The organism is Micromonospora sp. CA-244673 (assembly GCF_050948395.1).
In the GTDB taxonomy this organism is placed as follows: domain Bacteria; phylum Actinomycetota; class Actinomycetes; order Mycobacteriales; family Micromonosporaceae; genus Micromonospora.
The window spans coordinates 5,044,608-5,064,132 of the sequence record NZ_CP192019.1; the positions used below are offsets into that span (position 1 = coordinate 5,044,608).

The 19,525-nt window shown below is 74.3% G+C and carries 16 protein-coding genes; 9 read left to right on the top strand and 7 right to left on the bottom strand.

Annotated elements, in window-relative coordinates:
• Positions 1–206 precede the first annotated feature (206 nt).
• Positions 207–998 carry a DUF4184 family protein gene (locus tag ACQP12_RS23020; RefSeq protein WP_433281939.1) on the bottom strand — a complete coding sequence of 264 codons (792 nt, stop codon included), beginning with the start codon at positions 996–998 and terminating at the stop codon, positions 207–209.
• A gap of 22 nt (positions 999–1,020) precedes the next feature.
• Positions 1,021–1,719: an HAD family hydrolase gene (locus ACQP12_RS23025; RefSeq protein ID WP_357948184.1), complete on the bottom strand. Its 699-nt coding sequence runs from the start codon at positions 1,717–1,719 to the stop codon at positions 1,021–1,023.
• Positions 1,720–1,923: 204 nt separating this feature from the next.
• Here ACQP12_RS23025 and ACQP12_RS23030 point away from each other — a divergent pair, with 204 nt between their 5' ends.
• Together ACQP12_RS23030 and ACQP12_RS23035 are read left to right on the top strand one after the other, a co-directional pair.
• On the top strand, positions 1,924–3,261 hold the full coding sequence (locus tag ACQP12_RS23030; protein ID WP_433281942.1) for a hypothetical protein: 1,338 nt from the start codon (positions 1,924–1,926) through the stop codon (positions 3,259–3,261).
• A 185-nt stretch (positions 3,262–3,446) separates the two neighbouring features.
• Positions 3,447–3,935, top strand: coding sequence for a hypothetical protein (locus tag ACQP12_RS23035; protein WP_433281944.1), 489 nt, complete (start codon positions 3,447–3,449; stop codon positions 3,933–3,935).
• A 129-nt stretch (positions 3,936–4,064) separates the two neighbouring features.
• Here the strand turns inward: ACQP12_RS23035 and ACQP12_RS23040 are convergent, their stop codons facing one another.
• Positions 4,065–6,764 (bottom strand): MGH1-like glycoside hydrolase domain-containing protein, encoded by a 2,700-nt coding sequence (locus ACQP12_RS23040; protein ID WP_433281946.1) that lies wholly within the window; start codon positions 6,762–6,764, stop codon positions 4,065–4,067.
• A gap of 42 nt (positions 6,765–6,806) precedes the next feature.
• On the opposite strand from ACQP12_RS23040, the gene ACQP12_RS23045 reads away from it, so the two are divergent.
• The 5 genes from ACQP12_RS23045 (at position 6,807) to ACQP12_RS23065 (ending at position 14,189) form a co-directional block, all read left to right on the top strand.
• Positions 6,807–8,750: an amylo-alpha-1,6-glucosidase gene (locus tag ACQP12_RS23045; protein WP_433281948.1), complete on the top strand. Its 1,944-nt coding sequence runs from the start codon at positions 6,807–6,809 to the stop codon at positions 8,748–8,750.
• A gap of 130 nt (positions 8,751–8,880) precedes the next feature.
• Positions 8,881–10,206 (top strand): glycosyltransferase family 4 protein, encoded by a 1,326-nt coding sequence (locus tag ACQP12_RS23050; RefSeq protein WP_357948173.1) that lies wholly within the window; start codon positions 8,881–8,883, stop codon positions 10,204–10,206.
• 77 nt (positions 10,207–10,283) lie between these two features.
• Positions 10,284–12,251 carry a serine/threonine-protein kinase gene (locus ACQP12_RS23055; RefSeq protein ID WP_433281950.1) on the top strand — a complete coding sequence of 656 codons (1,968 nt, stop codon included), beginning with the start codon at positions 10,284–10,286 and terminating at the stop codon, positions 12,249–12,251.
• 199 nt (positions 12,252–12,450) lie between these two features.
• Entirely contained in the window at positions 12,451–13,260 is an 810-nt protein-coding gene (locus tag ACQP12_RS23060) for a metal-dependent hydrolase (RefSeq protein ID WP_357950287.1), read from the top strand.
• A gap of 5 nt (positions 13,261–13,265) precedes the next feature.
• Positions 13,266–14,189 carry an amidohydrolase family protein gene (locus ACQP12_RS23065; protein WP_433289396.1) on the top strand — a complete coding sequence of 308 codons (924 nt, stop codon included), beginning with the start codon at positions 13,266–13,268 and terminating at the stop codon, positions 14,187–14,189.
• A gap of 8 nt (positions 14,190–14,197) precedes the next feature.
• On the opposite strand, the gene ACQP12_RS23070 is transcribed toward ACQP12_RS23065, so the two are convergent.
• Positions 14,198–15,244 carry a phosphotransferase family protein gene (locus ACQP12_RS23070; RefSeq protein ID WP_433281952.1) on the bottom strand — a complete coding sequence of 349 codons (1,047 nt, stop codon included), beginning with the start codon at positions 15,242–15,244 and terminating at the stop codon, positions 14,198–14,200.
• Positions 15,245–15,358: 114 nt separating this feature from the next.
• On the bottom strand, positions 15,359–16,585 hold the full coding sequence (locus tag ACQP12_RS23075) for an MFS transporter (RefSeq protein ID WP_433281954.1): 1,227 nt from the start codon (positions 16,583–16,585) through the stop codon (positions 15,359–15,361).
• Positions 16,586–16,658: 73 nt separating this feature from the next.
• Here ACQP12_RS23075 and ACQP12_RS23080 point away from each other — a divergent pair, with 73 nt between their 5' ends.
• Positions 16,659–17,537 (top strand): LysR family transcriptional regulator, encoded by an 879-nt coding sequence (locus ACQP12_RS23080; RefSeq protein ID WP_433281956.1) that lies wholly within the window; start codon positions 16,659–16,661, stop codon positions 17,535–17,537.
• A 98-nt stretch (positions 17,538–17,635) separates the two neighbouring features.
• A complete protein-coding gene (locus ACQP12_RS23085) occupies positions 17,636–18,232 on the top strand; it encodes an MBL fold metallo-hydrolase (protein WP_433289398.1) in 597 nt (198 codons plus the stop codon).
• Between the two features lie 22 nt (positions 18,233–18,254).
• Here the strand turns inward: ACQP12_RS23085 and ACQP12_RS23090 are convergent, their stop codons facing one another.
• Positions 18,255–18,602: a TfoX/Sxy family protein gene (locus ACQP12_RS23090; protein ID WP_433281958.1), complete on the bottom strand. Its 348-nt coding sequence runs from the start codon at positions 18,600–18,602 to the stop codon at positions 18,255–18,257.
• Between the two features lie 36 nt (positions 18,603–18,638).
• Entirely contained in the window at positions 18,639–19,505 is an 867-nt protein-coding gene (locus tag ACQP12_RS23095; protein ID WP_433281960.1) for a hypothetical protein, read from the bottom strand.
• Positions 19,506–19,525: the final 20 nt, after the last annotated feature.

Below are 19,525 nucleotides of genomic sequence, written 5' to 3' on the forward strand. Positions count from 1 at the left end.
GCCGGGCTCAACGCGGCGAGCCGGCCCGCATGCACTCAGCTCCACGGTGCCCAACTACCGGACTTCGGCGCGCCCCCGACTCACCCCGAAGAGGCGTGGGCGCGGGCTCAGGTTAAGCAGGTTCTCGCAGGTCGGACAAGGTTGGCCGGGCCCGGGGAAATGTGATTGATGCCAACGTTGAAATACGGCATGTCGGCGTAACAGGGTCAGCCGGACCAGCGCTGTTTGTGTTCGAGGCGACGGCTGTGCCCGGCATCGGGCGAGGGCCCGGTCAGGGCCCCCGCCGCGGCCGCCCCGGCGATCAGCGCGACCGCCGCGAGGTGCAGCAGGCGTACCCCGGCCGGCGCCGCGACGGTGGCCGCCGGCAGGCCCGGCAGCAGCAGCGCCCCGAGTCCGGTGACCGCAAGGGCCACCCCCCAGAACATTCCCGGCCGGGTCGGCGGCGCCGGCGGCCGGGCGCCGGCGACGATCTCCCCCCGCCGGGCGGCGCGCACCGCCAGGACGGCGACCAGCAGCCCGCCGCCGACGGTGCCCACCACGTCCGCCACCTGCCACCAGTAGAGCCCGGTCAGGGCGTGGAAGTCGGCGATGCCGAGCAGGCGCGGCCACCGGTCGGTGTGGGTGACGCGATCCCAGGCGATGTGGCTGAACGCGCCGATCAGCGCCGAGCAGACGGTGACCTGCCAGGGATGCCGGACGCCGGCCAGCGCCGCGTGGTCGGGCCAGCCGAACAGCCGCTGGCCGGGCAGGTGCACGGCGATCCCGGCGATCACCCGGCGGACGATCCAGGCGTACCCGAGGGCGACCGGCAGGCACCACCAGAGCAGCCCGCCGAGGGTGTGCGTGCGCAGACCGGGGGCGAGCCCGGTGCCGGTGAACAGGTAGCCCACGTCCGGCGCGACGGCGCCGGTGGCCAGCGCCACCCCGTCGAACCAGTGCGGCCGCCAGAGCTTCAACGGCAGCACCGGCGCCAGGTGCGAGGGGAAGGTCAGCGGCACGCCTGGGACGTTACCCGCCGGATCAGAAGTGCCGGACCAGGTCGGGGAAGGCGGCCAGCCGGATCACCCCGCGGTCGGCCGGGTCCAGCTCGTCGTGTTCCAGCACCCAGGTGTTCTCGTTGGGGATGAAGACCGCGTTCAGGCCGGCGGCGCGGGCGGGCAGGATGTCCGAGCGCGGGGAGTTGCCGACCATCCAGGCCGTGGCCGGGTCGAAGGCGTGTTCCCGGGCCAGCCAGCGGTAGGTGTCGACGTCCTTCTCCGGGACGATGTGCGCGGCACGGAAGTGGTGCAGCAGGCCGCAGGCGTCGAGCTTGCGCTGCTGCTCCTCGCGCTCCCCCTTGGTGAGCAGCAGCAACTCGTGCCGGGTGGCCAGGTCGTCGAGGGTCTCCGCCACGCCGGGCATCAGCTCGACCTGGTGGCCGACCAGCGCCGCCGCCAGGTCGTCGATCTCGGCGCGCTCCCGGTCGGTCGCGGGGCGCGCGCGCAGCTTCTCCAGGCACTCCCCCAGGCTGCGCAGGAAGACCTTGCTGCCGTAGCCGTGCGCGACCGCGTTGGCCCGCTCGATGTCGTCGAGCACCGTCCGGATCTCCGTCCGGTCCAGCGTCGGATGGTCCAGCCAGGTGAGGAAGTCGTCGATGACCCGCTCGAAGAGGACGTTGTTCTCCCAGAGCGTGTCGTCGGCGTCGAAGACCAGCACGGCGGCCTCCCGGCGCTGTGGCATCGCATACTCCTCCCGTGTGCCGGACCGGGACACGGTACTGCCTCCGCCCCGCCCCGGCAGCCGGGTTTCCGGCGCGCCGGACGGGATCGGCCGACAAGATCATCCCGGACCGGACGGACGGACCGTCCGGACTGGCCGAACGCCGTGCGACCAGCGGCGGGAACCCGACTGCGCCGACCCCGCCCCGGGCGGCATGCTTCGGCGATGACGACCTCACGCGATCATCCCCGCGCGACCCCGGCCCGGCGCCGGCGTCGCCGGAGGGCGGCCACCGCCGTCGTGGCCGCGCTCGCCGCCGCCGGCGGCGCGCTCCCCCCGTCCCCCGCCCTCGCGGTCAACGCCACACACTCCACCGTGGTCGGTACCAACCCGGTGGACTGGACGCCGCACGCCCTCGACGGGACCGTGTACCGGATGCTCCAGATCGGCAACCGGGTGTACGTGGCCGGCTCGTTCACCAAGGTGCGCGACGCCGGGCAGACCGCCCAGCTGGCGATGCCGCGACTGGTGGCCTTCGACGCCACCACCGGCCGGGTCGACACGACGTTCCGGCCCGTGGTCAACGGCACGGTCAAGGCGCTCGCCGCCGCGCCGGACGGCCGCTCGCTCTACCTCGGCGGCGCGTTCACGACGGTCAACGGCGTGGCCGCACCGCGGGTGGCCCGGGTCGACGCGGCCACCGGCGCCCGGGTCGCCGGTTTCGCCCCGGCCGCGCTCAACAACCAGGTCAACGACATGCGGCTGGTCGGCAACCGGCTCATCCTCGGCGGCGCGTTCCAGACCGTGGGCGGGGTGACGCGACGGGCCCTGGCCGCGTTGAACGCGACCACCGGCGCCGCCGACGCGTCGATCAACCTGCGGGTCGAGGGCGCCCGGAAGACCACCTCCGGGGCCACCTCGCCGGTCAAGATCGAGGCGCTGGACGTCTCCGCGGACGGCCGGCGGCTCGTCTTCGTGGGCAACTTCAGCTCGGTCTCCGGCGCGGCGCGCCACCAGCTCGCCGTGGCGAACCTGACCGCGACCGGCGCCACCCTCTCGGGCTGGTCGACCGACCGCTACCAGCCGCAGTGCGCCAAGACCATGCCCACCTACCTGCGCGGGGTCGACATCTCCGCGGACGGCACCTGGTTCGTGGCGGTCACCACCGGCGCCGCGTTCCCGGGCACGCTGTGCGACACGGCGTCCCGCTTCGAGTTCGGCGCCGAGACCGGCGGCAAGCAGCCGACCTGGGCGAACTACACCGGCGGCGACACGCTGCTCTCGGTGGCGATCACCGGCGCGGCGGTCTACGTGGGCGGCCACCAGCGCTGGCTGGACAACCCGCTCGGGCGCGACTCGGCCGGCCCGGGCGCGGTGTCCCGGCCGGGGATCGGAGCGATCCACCCGACCACCGGCAAGGCCCTGCCCTGGAACCCGACCAAGGACCGGGGCGTCGGCACCCAGGAGCTGTACGCCACCGACCGGGGCCTCTGGGTCGGCAGCGACACCGTCACGGTGGCCGGCGAGTACCACGCCCGGGTGGCGTTCCTCCCGCTGCCCTGAGGTGGTGGGGCGCGGCGGTTCCGTCGCGCCCCACCCTCAGCAGGATGACCGCGGACGGCTTGTCCAGTCGGAAACTGCGGACCCCCCGAAACATCGACGCCCGACAACGATGGTATTGACCATCGTCGCAACGCGGGTATATAAAAGGGTGCGTAATTAACGGGGACTAACTGAGGAGCCGCTTAATGCGACCCACCCTCTCTCGCCTCATTGTTGCCCTGGCTTCGATGCTGGCCGCAATCCTTGCCTTTCCGGCATCGGCCCAAGCCGCCCCCGGCTGGCAGCCCTACACCTACACGTCCAAATGGCACTGCTCGCAGGCCAGTTCGGACACTTCGATCGCTGCCGTCAGTGTCTGCGTGGTCGTGAACAACACGGCGACCCAGGCCGTCGTCACGGTGACCAATACGAGGTCGAGCACGATCCAGATCCAGGCGCCGACGCTGACCCTGTACTCCGTCGGGCAGGCTCTCTCCACCGTTTCCTGCAACTTCAGCTACCTCACCGCCCACCAGACGACGGCCTGTTTCGGACCCACTTTCCAACGCACGTGCAGCCAAAATGCCCAGGCCTGGGCGAAGGTGAACTACAGCCTGCCTGATGCCGCCACGTGGAAGGTCGCCACCGGCTGGTCGCCGACGTGGAATATGTGCACGCTGGCCAAAACCCGTTGAAATTCGAGCGTTGAATCTACCGGCGGCCCGTTCAATTGAGCGGGCCGCCGGCCACAGTTTCTGTGCTGCGCCAAATTCAGGGCACCCGGACCAGGAACCGCGGCACCGGCATCGCCGCCGCGCCCCGGATCAGCGGCGCAGCGTGAGGATCAGGTCGGCGACCAGGGCCGTCCACCCGGTCTGGTGCCACGCGCCGAGGCCGGCGCCGTTGTCGCCGTGGAAGTACTCCGGGAAGCAGATCAGATCCCGCCAGTCCGGGTGGGTCTGGAAGAGCTGGGCCGCGCCGTAGATCGGCCGCCGCCCCCAGCCGTCCCGGGTGAACAGCGAGATCAGCCGGGCCGACAGGTCGTCGGCGATCTCGTCGAGGGTGCGCTTCACCCCGGACCGGGTCGGATATTCCACCTGCAGGTCGTCGCCGAAGAAGGCGGCGTAGTCGCGCAGCGCGCTGATCAGCAGGAAGTTGGTCGGCATCCAGATCGGACCGCGCCAGTTGGAGTTGCCGCCGAACAGGCCGCTCGTCGACTCGGCCGGCTCGTAGCCGACGCTGAACTCCTGGCCGCCGAGAGTGACCGTGAACGGCTTGTCCAGGTGGGCGCGGGAGAGCGTACGCAGCCCGTACTCCGAGAGGAACTCGTCGGTGTCGAGCATCCGGGCGAGCAGGCGCACCACCTGGTCGGGGCCGACCATCGACAGCAGCCGCTGCTGCCGGCCGTCCGGGCCGAGCCGGCGGGCGCCGACCACCTCGGCGTACTCGGGGCGGTTGGTGAGGAACCAGCGCAGCCGGGCGCCCAGCTCGGGCAGCCGGCGCAGGGTGCGCGCGGTGAGCCGGGTGACCGCGGCCAGCGGCAGCAGCCCGACCACCGAGCGGACCTTCAGCGGCACCTTCGTGCCGTCGGCCTGCCGCAGCACGTCGTAGAAGAACGCGTCCTCGTCGTCCCAGAGCCCCTGGTCGTACGCGGCCGCCGCGATGTACGCGAAGTGCTCGAAGAACTTCGTCGCGGTGTCCACGTACGCCCGGTCGTGCTCGGCCAGCACGACGGCCATGTCGAGCAGGTTGAGCGCGTACATGGCCATCCAGCCGGTGCCGTCGGACTGCTCCAGCACCCCGGCCACCGGCAGCGCGGCCGAGCGGTCGAACGGGCCGACGTTGTCCAGCCCGAGGAAGCCGCCCTCGAAGACGTTGTTGCCGCCGGTGTCCTTCCGGTTGACCCACCAGGTGAAGTTGAGCAGCAGCTTGTGCATCACCCGGGCGAGGAACTCGTGGTCGGAGGAGCCGTCGATCTCGAACACCTTGAGCGCCGCCCAGGCGTGCACCGGCGGGTTCACGTCACCGAACGCCCACTCGTACGCCGGGATCTGCCCGTTCGGGTGCAGGTACCACTCGCGGAGCAGGAGCAGCAGCTGTTCCTTGGCGAAGCCGGGATCGACCCGGGCGATGGTCACGCAGTGGAAGGCCAGGTCCCAGGCCGCGTACCAGGGGTATTCCCACGGGTCCGGCATGGAGATCACGTCGAAGCTGTTCATGTGCCACCAGGCGCTGTTGCGCCCGTGCCGGCGGCCGGCCGGCGGCGTGGAGCCCAGGTCGCCCTCCAGCCACCGCTTCACGTCGAAGTGGTAGAACTGCTTGCCCCACATCAGCCCGGCGATGGCCTGCCGGGCCACCAGCGCCTCGTCGGCGCTCGCGGCGGCCGGGATGACGCTGTCGAAGAACCGGTTCGCCTCCGCGCGCCGAGCCCAGAGCACCGTGTCGAACCCGTCGCCCAGGTCGGCCGGGGGCGGCGGGTCGTTCGCCGGGGGCGGTGCGGTGCGGGTGAGCCGCAGCCGGATCTGCCGCTGCCCGCCGGCCGGCACGTCCAGCACGTAGTGCAGCGCGCCCTTGGTCCCCTCCCGGTCCGGGTTGACGGTGGCCGCGCCGGCCACCACGTGGTCGTTGATCCCGTCCTTCGGGTACGCCGACCGCCCGGGCAGCCCCCACAGCCGCTCGGCGTTGGTGTCGTTGTCACAGAGCAGCGGCGTGGGCGTGCCGTCGCCCTCCAGCACGAGCTGGCCGAGCACCCAGTGCTCGCCGACCAGCCGGGACCCCGCCCCGGTCAGCTTCGGCACCCGGTCGCCGCCGGGCAGCCCCCACGCCCAGGTGTTGCGGAACCAGAGGGTGGGCAGCACGTGCAGGGTCTCGTCGGTGTCCCCCCGGTTGGCCACCGTGACCAGCACGCACAGGTCGGTCGGCGACGCCTTGGCGTAGTCGACGGTGACCGCCCAGTACCGGTCGTCGTCGAAGATCCCCGTGTCGACCAGCTCGTACTCGGTGTCGTCCCGGCCGCGCAGCGCGTTCACGGCCACCAGCTCGTCGTAGGGGAAGGCGGCCTGCGGGTAGTGGTAGCGCCAGCGCATCCAGGAGTGGGTCGGCGTGGAGTCCTCGTACCACCAGTAGTCCTTCACGTCCTCCCCGTGGTTGCCGCCGTCACCGCCGAGGCCGAACATCCGCTCCTTGAGGATCGGGTCCCGGCCGTTCCACAGGGCGAGGGCGAAGCAGAACGTCTGCCGGTCGTCGCAGACGCCGGCCATGCCGTCCTCGTTCCACCGGTAGGCTCGGGACCGCGCGTGATCGTGTGGGAAGTAGTCCCAGGCCGTGCCGTGTTCGCTGTAGTCCTCCCGTACCGTCCCCCACGCCCGCTCGGACAGATAGGGACCCCATGCGCGCCAGTCCTGCTCCCCGGCGTCGGCCTGGGCCAGCCGGTGCCGCTCGGGGTCGGGGGTCGCGGAGGTCGGGCCGTCAGTGATCACCTGCACATCTTCGACGCCGCCGGGGTACTTCTCCACAGGGGCCATTGTCGTCGTGGCGGGTGACACCCCGCCGGTGGTGGAGGAAAGTTGATCGACATTTGCTTCGGTCCGCAGGTCTGCGGGGACCTGTCCGCCTCGTCGACGCGGGAGTGGCTGGTCACCGACGGGCGGGGCGGCTACGCCATGGGCACGGTCGCCGGGCTGCGTACCCGGCGCTATCACGGGCTGCTCGTGGTGGCCGGGGAGACGCCGGCCGCCCGCAAGGTGGGCCTGGTCAGCCTCGACCCGGCGGTGACCCTGCCGTCCGGGCGGCAGGTCCGGCTCGGCGCGCACGAGTGGTCCCCGGGTGTGGTCGACCCGCGCGGGTTCGAGCTGCTGGAGCGCTTCGACCTCACCGACGGGGTGCCCCGCTGGCGCTGGCGGGTCGGCGACGTGGTGATCGAGCGGGAGATCGCCATGGCGTACGGCCGGTCCTGCGTGGCGGTGGTGCACCGGCTGGTCTCCGGCGGCCCGGTCCGGCTGGACCTGGCCGCGGCCTGCACCTGGCGCGACGCGCACGGCGAGCGGCGGGCGGACGGCCCGTCCCCCCGGCTGGAGGAGGTGGCCGGCGGCGCGGTGGTGGAGGGCGCGTTCCGGCTGGCCGGGCCGGGCTGGACCCCGGAGGGGCAGTGGTGGCTCGGCGTGCGCCACCGGGAGGAGGCGGCGCGCGGGCTGCACCCCGACGAGGACCTCTGGTACGCGGGCCGGTTCTCCGGCTCCCTGGACGAGCCGGGCGCCGAGGTGTCCGTGCTGGCCTGGGCGGACGACCTGGCCGAGGAGCCCCCGCCGGCCACCGCGCTGGTCGAGGCGGCCCGGCGGCGCCACCGGGCGGTGGTGGCCGCGGCGAAGCCGGACGACGACGTCGACGCGACCCTCGCCCTGGCCGCCGACGCCTTCGTGGTGCACACCCGTACCGGCCCGGACGTGGTGGCCGGCTATCCCTGGTTCGGGGCGTGGTCGCGGGACACCATGACCTCCTACGAGGGGCTCCTCCTCCGCACCGGCCGGGGCGACGAGGGGCGGGAGCTGCTGCGGGCGTACGCGGCCACGCTGTCGGAGGGGATGCTCGCCAACACCGCCGACACCGGGCGGGTGGAGCACAACACCGTCGACGCGACGCTGTGGTTCCTGCACGCGGTGAACCGGCACGTCACCGTCACCGGGGACACCGACCTCGGGGTGGAGCTGCTGCCGGCGCTGGAGGGCGTGGTGGCCGCGCACGTGGCGGGCACCCGCTACGGCATCGGCGTCGACCCGGCCGACGGCCTGCTCACCCAGGGCGGGCCGCCGGACGTCGCGCTCACCTGGATGGACGCCCGGGTCGACGGGGTGCCGGTCACCCCGCGCACCGGCAAGCCGGTCGAGGTCAACGCGCTCTGGGTGAACGGGCTCGCCGGGCTCGCCGAGCTGACCGAGCTGGCCGGCCGGGACGCCACCGAGCTCTGGGGCCGGCACCAGCGGGCCGCCGCCGCGTTCCGGGAGCGCTTCCCCACGCCGGCCGGCTGGCTGCACGACGTGGTGGACGCGCCGGCGCCCGCGTACCCGCTCGGCGGGGCGCCGCACCACGACGACGACCTGCTCCGCCCCAACCAGCTGCTCGCCTGGTCGCTGCCGTACGCGCCCCTCGCACCGGACGAGACCACCCTGCGCCGGGTCACCGAGGGGCTGTTCACCCCGCTCGGCCCGCGCAGCCTCTCCCCCGACTCCCCCGGCTTCGTGGGCCGGCACCGGGGCGGCCCGGCCGAGCGGGACTCCGGCTACCACCAGGGCACCGTCTGGCCCTGGCTGATCGGGCCGTTCGTCGACGCGTACCGCCGGGCCGGCCTGCGCACCGACGACCTGCTGGTGGGCCTCGAAGGGCACCTGACCGAGTACGGCCTGGGCTCGGTGAGCGAGACCGCCGACGGGCTCGCCCCGCACGCCGCCACCGGCTGCCCGTTCCAGGCGTGGTCGGTGGCCGAACTGCTGCGCGTCCGGCGCCTTCGGGGGTAACGCGTTACAGACCGGCAACCGGCGCGTCGCCGCTGGTTATCGACCGCTGGGCAGGATGGGCTGCGACCCCACGACGCGCCCGACGCGGTGCCGTCTGGCGGTGCGGGAACCACAACTCCAAGGGGGCCGCATGTCCGCTGACGCCGAAGTGATCGACATCCAGCCCGCCCGGCGCCAGCGGGTGCTGATCCTGTCCTGGGAGTACCCACCCGTGCTCGTCGGTGGCCTCGGCCGCCACGTGCACGCGCTCTCCGTCGCCCTGGCCGCCGCCGGCCACGAGGTCACCGTCGTCACCCGGCACGCCGAGGGCGTCCCCCTGGAGGAGTACGCCGAGGGCGTGCGCGTCCTGCGGGCCGCCGAGGACCCGGTCCGGTTCCCGCTCGCCACCGACTCGCTGCTGGCCTGGACCATGGCGTTCAACCACACGCTCACGCGGGTGGCGCTGCGCGCCGCCGAGTCCGGCGCGTACGACGTCATCCACGCCCACGACTGGCTGGTCGCGCACACCGCCGTCACCCTCGCCGAGCACCTGGACCTGCCGCTGATCACCACGATCCACGCCACCGAGGCCGGCCGGCACCAGGGCTGGCTGCCCGAGGAGATGAACCGCACCATCCACGGCGTCGAACACTGGCTGAGCAACGCCTCGACCCGGGTGATCGCCTGCTCCGGCTACATGCGCGACCAGGTGGGGCGGCTGTTCGACGTGCCGGCCGGGCGGATCGACGTGGTCCCCAACGGGGTGGACGACCGGGCCTGGCACGCCCGCCCCCGCGCGGTCTCCGCCGCCCGCGCCCGGTTCGCCGCCGACGGCCCGCTGGTCGGCTACGCGGGCCGGCTGGTCTACGAGAAGGGCGTGCAGCACCTGGTGCACGCCGTGCCGTACCTGCGCGACCGGCACCCCGGCCTGCGGGTGGTGATCGCCGGCGACGGCCCGTACCGCGACGAACTGGTCGACCAGGCGCACCGGCTGCACCTCGCCGACACGGTCCGGTTCGCCGGTTTCCTGGACGCCACCCAGCTCCCCGCCGTCCTGGCCGCCACCGACGCGACGGTGGTCCCCAGCCTCTACGAGCCGTTCGGCATGATCGCCCTGGAGGCGGCGGCCGCGGGCGCTCCCCTCGCGGTGGCGGACACCGGCGGCCTGGCCGAGATCGTCGAACCCGGGGTGACCGGGGTGACCTTCCCGCACGGCGACCCGGACGCGCTGGCCGGCGCGGTCGACCGGCTGCTCGGCGACGAGGTCTTCGCCCGCCGGGTGGCCCGCCGGGCCCGCACCGTGGTCGCCCGGCGCTACGCCTGGTCCGCCATCGCCGCCCGGACGGCCGGCAGCTACGCCACCGCCCGCCGGGAGCACGGCGCGTTCCAGACCCGCCGGGCGGCGGCGCTGCTGGCCGGTGGCCGCAGCGCCGTCGCCATTCCGGAGGGGAATCTGCTGGCCGGCGCCGCGAGCTGAACGCGCCGCCCTCACGGGCGATAGGTGTTGTCCGATCCGTTGGCTATTGTGGACATCGACCAGCGGTGAGGAGTGCGGTGCAGCAGGTAATGATCGCCGGCCGGTACCGCCTGCTCGACCTGGTCGGCCGCGGCGGGATGGGCCGGGTCTGGCGGGCCCGGGACGAGATGCTGCACCGCGAGGTGGCGGTGAAGCAGGTGGTGCCACCGGGCTGGCTCGCCCCGCACGAACGCGACGAGCTGCGTGGCAGGACGCTCCGCGAGGCGCGCGCGTCCGCCCGGCTCAGCCACCCCAACGTGGTCCGGGTCTACGACGTGGTCCGGGTCGACGGCGACCCGTGGCTCGTGATGGAGTACGTCCCGTCCCGGTCGTTGCAGGAGATCATCGAGTCGGACGGGCCGGTGGACCCGCGTCGGGCCGCGGGGATCGGGCTGGCGGTGCTGGCCGCGCTGCGCGCCGCGCACGAGGCGGGCGTGCTGCACCGGGACGTGAAGCCCGCCAACGTGCTGCTGGCCCGGGACGGCCGGGTGCTGCTCACCGACTTCGGGTTGGCCGTCTTCGACGGCGGCGACGGCATGATGACCCGCCCCGGCCTGGTCCTCGGCTCCCCCCAGTACGTGGCCCCGGAGCGGGCCGCCGAGGGGGTGTCCAGCGTCGAGGCCGACCTCTGGTCGTTGGGCGCCACCCTGCACGCGGCCGTGGAGGGCCGGTCCCCGTACGCCCGCAGCACCGCCATGGCCACGCTGGCCGCGCTGGCCAGCCAGCCGCCGGACCCGGCGCCGCACGCCGGCCCGCTGGCGCCGGTGCTGGTCGGGCTGCTGCGCCGCGACCCGCGCCACCGGTTCGGCCACGACGACGCGGCCCGGCTGCTGGCGGCCGCCACGGCGCCGACCGTCGACGTGCCCGGCTGGCCGGACTGGGACAGCGCCGACGCGACCGGGGTGCCACCTCCGGAGCGCAGCTATCCGGACGTGATGCCGCCGGCCGCCGCCGCCCGTGAGTGGAGCCGGGCCGCGCGCCGGAGCGAGTGGGCGCCGCCGGCCGAACGGAACCGCGACGCCACCCTGCCGCTGGCCGCCGGACGGCCCGGAGCCGCGGAAGGCCCCGGGCGGCCCGGCGGGGGCGGCCCCGGCGAGCCCGCGCCCACCAGCGGGGCGACCGGCACCTCCGCCACCATCAGCGGGGCGACCGGCACCTCCGCCACCATCAGCGGGGCACTCGCCGGCCCCGCCACCAGCGTGGCCGCCGGCACGGCCGGCGCCGACCACCCGGACGGCGCACCGGCCCCGGGCGGGGCCGGAGAGTGCCTGAGCCGGCGGCGCCGGGCGGCCCTGCGGCGCTGGGCGCTCGCGACGGCCGCGGCCGTGCTCGCCGTGGCGGCGGGGATCGGCACCGCGCTGGCGGTCACCCACGACCACGACGGGACGCCGGGCGGCGACCCGCACGGCGAGGCGCAGGGTGATCCGTGGGGACACCCGCCCGGCCGGCCCGGCGGCGGACCGCCGCCCGGCGTACCCCCGCCGCCGTTCCCGTGCGTCCGGCCCGACGCGGCGGGCAACACGGTGCGGGCCGGCTCGCCGCCCGCCGACGCGGCGCTCACGCTCCCGGCCGGCTGGATCTGGTACGCCGACTCCGCCGGCTTCCGGGTCGCGGTGCCGGCCGGTTGGCTGCACCTGCGATCCGGCAGCACCACCTGCTTCCAGGACCCGACCACGCGGCGGATCCTCGGGGTCGAGCCCTATCCGGCCGGCGGTGACCCGCTCAACCAGTTGCGGGCGGCCGAACGGGAGCTGACCACCGACGGCCGGCTGCCCGGCTACCAGCAGGTGCGGCTGGCCGCCGTGGGCGGCGGCGCGGAGTGGGAATGCCGCTGGACCGCCCCGTACGGGGAGCGGATGCACGCGCTGCGGGTGCTGCCCGGCGACGCCGGCGGGTGGACGCTGGGCTGGACCACCTCCGACGCCGACTGGTCCGCCGCGGCCACGCAGTTGGCGCTCATCCGGGACAGCTTCCGGCCGGGTCGCTCCACCCACGCGGCCGGCTGACAACCCCGGCGTCCCATCACCGACAGATGCCCCGGCCCGGCGCGGCCGGCCCGACATACTTCCTGATGATCCGGCGGCGCCCGCCGGCCGTCCAGGGACCCTCTCCCCAGTGGACCGTCCGGGTGATGCCCCGCGGCCCGAGGACTAACTACAGTGGCGTAGTTTTGTCGATCAAGATCTCCGGGGAGGGCGAGCCGAGATGATGGGACCATCCCACGCGCTGTCCGGCGCGGCGGTGTGGCTGACCGGCTCCTGGGCGCTGGACCAGTTCGCCGACTACCACCAGACACCGCTCGCGCTGGCGGTCGGCACCGCGGTCTGTGCGGGCGGGGCCCTCTTCCCCGACCTCGACCTGTCCGGCAAGGTGACCCGCAACCAGGGCGGCGCCACCGTGGCCCGGACCTTCGGCGTGTTCAGCCTCTTCATCGCCGAGGTGATGGAGAAGATCTCGCTGGGCGTCTACTACGCGACCAAGCTCAGCAAGGATCCGCGCCGCAACAACGGGCACCGGACGCTCACCCACACCATCCCGTTCACCCTGCTGATCGGCTGGGGCACCACCGCGCTCTGCGCCGCGTACGGCAAGTGGGCAGTGGTCAGCATCCTCTTCTTCATGATCGGGCTGGCGCTGCGCGGGCTCTTCGACGAGTGGGCCGAGCGGGCCGGGTGGGTGGTCGTCACTCTGCTGTCGGCGGCCGCGGCCTGGTTCACCTTCGCGAACCTGCCCGGCGACCGGGGCTATCCCCTCATCGGCACGGCGGTCGGGGTGGGCTGCTTCGTGCACATCCTCGGCGACATGATCACCAAGGCGGGGGTGCCGATTCTCTGGCCCATCCCGATCAAACGGCGGATGTGGACGATGATCGGGCTGCCCAACGGCATCGCCCTGCGCACCGGGAGCAAGGCCGAGACGATCGTCCTGCGCGCGGCGCTAACCGTGCTCGCCGTGCTGGCGGCGGTGGGGCTGGTCGCGCCCTCGGTGCTGCAACGCTTCAACATAGAGGTGTGACGGACCTGCCTGACGGCGACGCGGGGCCGGCGGACCACAGCCGGCCGCCGGCGCGGGACGCGGCCGTGCCGGAGTTCTGGCGCCGGCTCGGGTTGCCCGGTCTCGCCGACGTGCACACCCACTTCCTGCCGCCGCGCATGCTGCGCAAGGTGTGGGCGTACTTCGACGCGGCCGGACCGCTGGTCGGCACCGAGTGGCCGATCCGGTACCGGTGGGACGACGAGGCGCGGGTGGCGCACCTGCGGCGGCTCGGCGTGCGGGCGTTCAGCGCGCTGGCGTACCCGCACCGGCCCGGCATGGCCGAGTCGCTGAACGCGTGGACGCTGGACTTCGCGGCGCGTACCCCGGGTTGCCTGCCCTCGGCGACCTTCTACCCGGAGCCGGCGGCCGCGCGTTACGTGGCGGACGCCCTCGCGGCCGGCGCCCGGGTGTTCAAGGTGCACGTCCAGGTGGGCGGTTTCGCACCGGACGACCCGGCGCTGGACGCCGTGTGGGGGTTGCTGGCCGAGGCCGGCGTGCCGGTGGTGGTGCACGCCGGGCACGCACCGGTCGGCACGGCGCACACCGGGCCGGCGTCGTTCGCCGCGCTGCTCGCCCGGCATCCCACGCTGGCCGCGATCGTGGCGCACCTGGGCGCGCCCGACTACGCGGAATTCCTGGACCTGGCCGAGCGGTACCGGCACGTGCGGCTGGACACGACGATGGCGTTCACGTCGTTCTTCGACCGGTTCATGCCGTTCCCGGCGGCGGAGCTGCCGCGGCTGCGCGAGCTGGGGCTGGCCGGGAAGGTGCTGCTGGGCAGCGACTTCCCGAACATCCCCTACCCGTACGCGGAGCAGCTCGACGCCCTGACCCGGCTCGACCTGGGCGACGACTGGCTGCGGGCGGTCTGCTGGGGCAGCGCGGCCACCCTGTTCGACCTGGCCTGAGCCGTGGTTCAGTCGAGCGAGGTGGCCGCCCAGCGGGCGAGGAGTTCCAGGACCGGGCGACGGCCGGCGAACATCGCCGCCTCGTCGCGCCGGTCGTAGGTCTGGCCGGTGGCGCCGCCGGCCCGGTTGAGCATGACGGGCGCGAGCCAGAAGTACTTGGCCGCGCCGCTGAGCCGTACCGCGCGGGCGACCAGCGCCGGATCGACGGTCCCGCGCAGGCCGTCGACGTAGCCGTCCAGCACGGCGTCCGCCACGTCGGCCAGCAGCGCCACGTCCACCAGACCGTCGAAGAAGGTGTCCAGGATCAGGTTGGCCGCGTCCTCACCGATGGGCCCCGGGCCGACGAAGGACCAGTCCAGCAGGACCGGGCCGCCGTCGGCGAACACCAGGTTCGTCGGCCAGAGGTCGTGGTGGCAGAGGGTACGGGGCAGCCGGTCGGTGGCCGCCAGCACGGCCTGCCGCTGCTCCCAGAGCCGGCGGAGGTCGTCCCGCAGCGTCACCGGCCAGGTCGCCACGGCGACCGGGTGGTCCCAGGGCACCGGCTCGGTGACCGGCCGGCTCAGCGTGTAGTCACGCAACCAGTCCCGGGCCAGCCAGTCGTATCGCGGGGTGGCCGGCTCACCGGGCCCGGCAAGCCACGCGGCGTGGGCCGAGCCGAGCCGCCGGGCCAGGTCGGCGAGGTCCGGCACGGTGCAGGCGGTGCCCGGGCGGCCCACCGCCTCGGTCAACCAGAGCGCGACCGTCCCGTCCGGACGGTCGTCGATCGCCAGCGGGTCCGGAGCGACGAGACCAGCGTCCGCGTAGCAGGTCGTGGCCAGCCCGCTCCGGTACGCCTCCACCTCCCGCCGCCAGTAGTTCCAGTGCCCGGCATCGTCACTCGCGGCCCAGTGGGCCGGCCCGGCGCCGGCACCCGGCGGCGCGATCAGCTTGAGCACCGCGGGCCGCCCGGCGCGACGGGTCCGCCAGATCCCGCCGGTGACGCCGTTCAGCGGGTTGTGCGCCAGCGGTTGAGCCGGCACCCCGGCGGGAACGAGGTCGGCCGGAGGGCGGGTCACCGGGCGAGCCTATCGCCGAGGCACGGGCCGCAGGGGTCCGCGGGACGGCCGGCCGGTCAGGCGGCCACCCGGTCTCACGCCACCCGGCGGGGAGGCGGGACGCAGGACGGCCGGTTACGCGGCCACCCGGTCCCGAACAGGCCGGCCGGGAGGCGGGACCGGGGCCGGCTTCGGCGGCGGGAACAGCCAGGGCCCTGCGAGGAGACCGACGGCGACCTGGGCGGCTCCCGCCACGACGAGCGTCGGGCCCGCGCCGGCCAGGCTGATCACCGCTCCGCCGCCGAGCAGGCCGATCGAGACGGCGCCGTCGTGCACCAGGCTCTCGACGGCGAAGGCGGCCCGCCGTTCCGCGCCCTCGGTCCGGGTGGTGATCAGGCGGTTGACCGCGCCGATGCCCAGCGGCATGGCGAGCCCGCCCGCCCCGGCGACGATCGCGATGAGTGGCAGCGACGCGGTGACCGCCGGCAGCGCCGCGAAGGTCCCGCCGAGCACGGTCCAGCCGGCCGCCACAGTGGCCAGCGGCGGCAGCCGGGGTACGAGCGCGGGCGCGACCAGCGCCCCGGCGAGCGACCCGGCGCCGTAGCCGGTCATGCCCGCCGAGATGAGCAGGCCGGGCCGGCCCGTCTCCGCGCCGAGGATGGCGAGCCCGAGGGTGAAGGCGAACCAGACGAGGCCGCCGACGCCGGCCATGGTCACGGCACGGCGTACCTCGGGGTGCCGGGCCAACACGTGCCGGAGGGCGGGCGTGCCGGTGGCGCCCTCGGCGGCGGGCGCGGCGGTGCCCCGGACGGCCAGCAGCAGGGCCGCGCCGAGGGCGACGCCGGCCGCCTCCGCCCAGAGCAGCCGGAGCGGCCCGCCGACGGCGACTGCCCAGCCGGCCAGCGGTGGCGCCAGGATCATGGTGCTGCGGTGTGCGAGGTCCTGCCAGGCCAGCATCCGGGCGGCCACGTCGGCGTCGGCGCAGAGGTCGGCGAGCAGGGCCCGCTGGCCCGGCCCGCCCAGCGCGGTGGCGGCCCCGGTGATCAGCCCGGCGGCGGCCAGGTGCAGCGGACCGACGGTGCCGACCGCCGCGCCGACCGGGACGACGAGCAGGCCGAGCACCTGGATCGCGAGCACCCCGGCGAGGGCCCGTCCGGTGGTCAGCCGCTGCCGCAGGCCGCGCGCCCACCAGGCGGAGGTAAGCATGGGCAGCCCGACCGCGCCGCCGACCAGGCCGGTGGTCCAGGCCGAGCCGGTCTCGGCGAGCGCGACCAGGGGCAGCGCGACGGCGGTGGTGCGCTGCCCCAGCCAGCTGACGAAGGTGGTGGTGAGCATGGCGGCGATGTCCCGGCGGGTGTTCACGGGTTCGATCCTCTGGTCCCGGCCGCTCGCCCGGTAGCTGGCGGTTCGACCGTTAGCCTCATAACCTGGGCCTATGAGCTCCCTACCCACGGTCGAGGATCTGCGGCTCGTGGCGGCGCTGGCGCGGCACGGCTCCCTCGGCGCGGCGGGGCGCGAGATGCGGATCAGCCAGCCCGCCGCGAGCAACCGGCTGGCGGCGCTGGAGCGGCGGATCGGCGAGCGGCTCTTCGACCGGGACACCACGGGGGCGCGACCGACCCCGGCCGGGCGGGCCCTGGCCGCGGAGGCGGTCCACGTGCTCGGCCACCTGGAGGCGATCTTCGACCGGACCCGCGCGGCGGCGCGCGGCGAGGTGCTGAGCGTCGGCACCTTTCCGAGCCTGGCCGCGTGGCTGTTTCCCGCGCTGGCCGACCTGCTCCGGGAGGCGACGCTGCACCAGGTCACCGACCACGGTGACCGCCTGGTCGAGTGGGTGGGCGAGGGGTCGCTCGACGCCGCCTTCGTGACGGTCGCCAACCAGATGCGGCTGCCGGCCACGGCCACCGCGACACCGGTGGCCGCCGACCGGCTGGCCCTGCTCACCCCTCCCGGGGTACGCCTCGGGCGCGGCCGCCGGCCGTTCGCCGGGCTCGACGTGGTGGCGCACAGCCACGACCCGTCCGCCGACGCACTGCACCGGCGGCTCTCCGCGCTGGGTGCCCGGCCGAAGCCGGCGGCCACCGGCGAGACCGCGGTGCGGATGGGCCGGCTGCTCGGCTGCCCGGTCGTGCTGCCGCACGGGCTCGCGCTCGCGTACGCGGCACCGGACGAGCGGGTCGCCGCGGCGCCGGTGCCGGGCCGCTTCACCCTCTTCCTGGTCACCCGGCGGCCGGTGCCGGCCGCGCTGGCGGCCGTGGTGGGCGAGCTGGCTGACCGGCTCGGCCTGGAGTCGCCGTCCGGCGGCCGGCCCTAGCCCGGGGATCGGGTTGACCGCCGATGCTCGCGGCCACCAGCGGCCCGCTGTATGCCGCCGCGTTGAGCAGGCGATGCGGCCAGCGTACGTTGAGCGCCGTGCAGATTGTGAAATTCACCCATGCCTGCGTACGGCTCGAACACGGCGGCGGGGTGCTCGTCATCGACCCTGGCACCTGGAGCGAGCCGGGAGCCCTGGCCGGCGCGGACGCGGTTCTGGTAACCCATGAACACGCCGACCATGTCGACGTCCTTCGCCTGGCCGGGCTCGGAGTGCCGGTCTACGCCCCCGCCGAAGCGAACATTCCGCGGCTGAAGGTTACCGGCGTGTCCTCCGGCGAGGAGTTCACCGCCGCCGGCTTCCGCGTACGGGCCGTCGGCGGCCGTCACGCGTTCATCTACGACGGCCAGCCGGACTGCGCGAACCTCGGCTACATCATCGACGAGGCCGTCTACCACCCCGGCGACTCGCTGCACGTCCCCGAGCAGCCGATCGAAACACTGCTGGTTCCGGCGCAAGGATCCTGGCTGAAGATGGCGGAGGCGATCGACTTCGTCAAGGCGATCAAACCGCGGCGGGCGTTCCCCATCCACGACGCCCAGATCAACGATCGCGGGCTCGGCAGCGTCAACGGCTGGCTCGCGGAGGAAGCCGACTACGGCTACCGGTATCTGGCGCCCGGCCAGTCGCTCTGAGACGAGTCGCGGCGAGTCGGCGTCACCGGGAATCCCCGTGCTTCGCGGGCAGCGTCCCGGTGTAGCCGACGCCGCGATCGACCCACCGGGCCAGATCGGCGTCGCCCGCGCAGGCCGAGGGGTCCACCGTGATCCAGCCCCGCATCAGCCGCCCCCGCATCACCGTCGCCTGCGCGCCCGGCTCCGCCTCCAGCCGCTCGGACTCCGTCGGGTCGATGCGGACCATGAGGCCACCGGCGCCGCGGACGACCACCGCCATGTTGCCCCTCACCATCATCGCCAGGCCGCCGAACATGCGCTTCTCGGCGAACCCGGGCTCCCGCTCGACCAGTTCGCGGACCCGGTCCGCGAGGTCCTCGTCATACGCCACAGCCGCATCCTGGCACGCGGGGCCGACAAGACGCCGTCACGGCGTGGGCAGGTCGGCGCACAGCTTTCTCGGGAACGAGGGCTCCACGCTGCGGACACGTCCACAACCGGCCTCGGTCGAGGTGGCGATCGAGGCCCAGCCGCGCTCGCCGGCCCAGCGCAGGAAGTAGCGGCGTACGGTGACTGACGCGTCGCAGCCCGCCCGGGCCTCGACGCCGCACGGCACCGGGTCGAACGGCACCGTCATGACCAGCCATCGGCCGTCGCAGCCCTCGGGCGAGCCGACGGAGTGCCGCGACACGTCCATGCCGCGTACCGCGACGCTGATCCAGGCGGGGTCACAGTGTTCGGTCGGCATCGGGTCGCAGCCGAACGTCGTGTCGCAGCGTTGGTACCCGTCACCGTCGCGTTTCCACGGTTCCTGGTTGAGCACGACGACCCGGTCACCGATCGGTCCGGGCGTCGTCAGCGTCACCGTGCCCGGGGTGTGTGTGGGGCAGGCCCCGACCGTGCCGGACAGGCGCGAGTCCTGCACCACGTTGGCATAGACGCGGTTGTTCTCCTCAGTGAGGTAGGTGATCCGCGGGTTGCGGGAGCACCCGTCGGCGTCTCCGAGCAACGCCACGGTCAGCGCGAGCGAGCGCGGGTCGGGGCCGACCCGGACGGCCGTGACATCGGCCTGGTAGGTGACCCAACCGGTGTCCGTGGCGGGCGCCTCGTCCGTGGTTGGCGCCTCGTCCGTGGTTGGCGCCTCGTCCGTGGTTGGCGCCTCGTCCGTGGTTGGCGCCTCGTCCGTGGCGGGGACCGTGTCGATGGCGGGGCCGTCGGCCGGCGGCAGGGCGCCGGGCTGGGCGCAGCCGACGAGCGTGGCCAGGCACAGCAGGGCGGTGGCGAGTCGACGCATGGCACCGAGTCTGGCCGGAC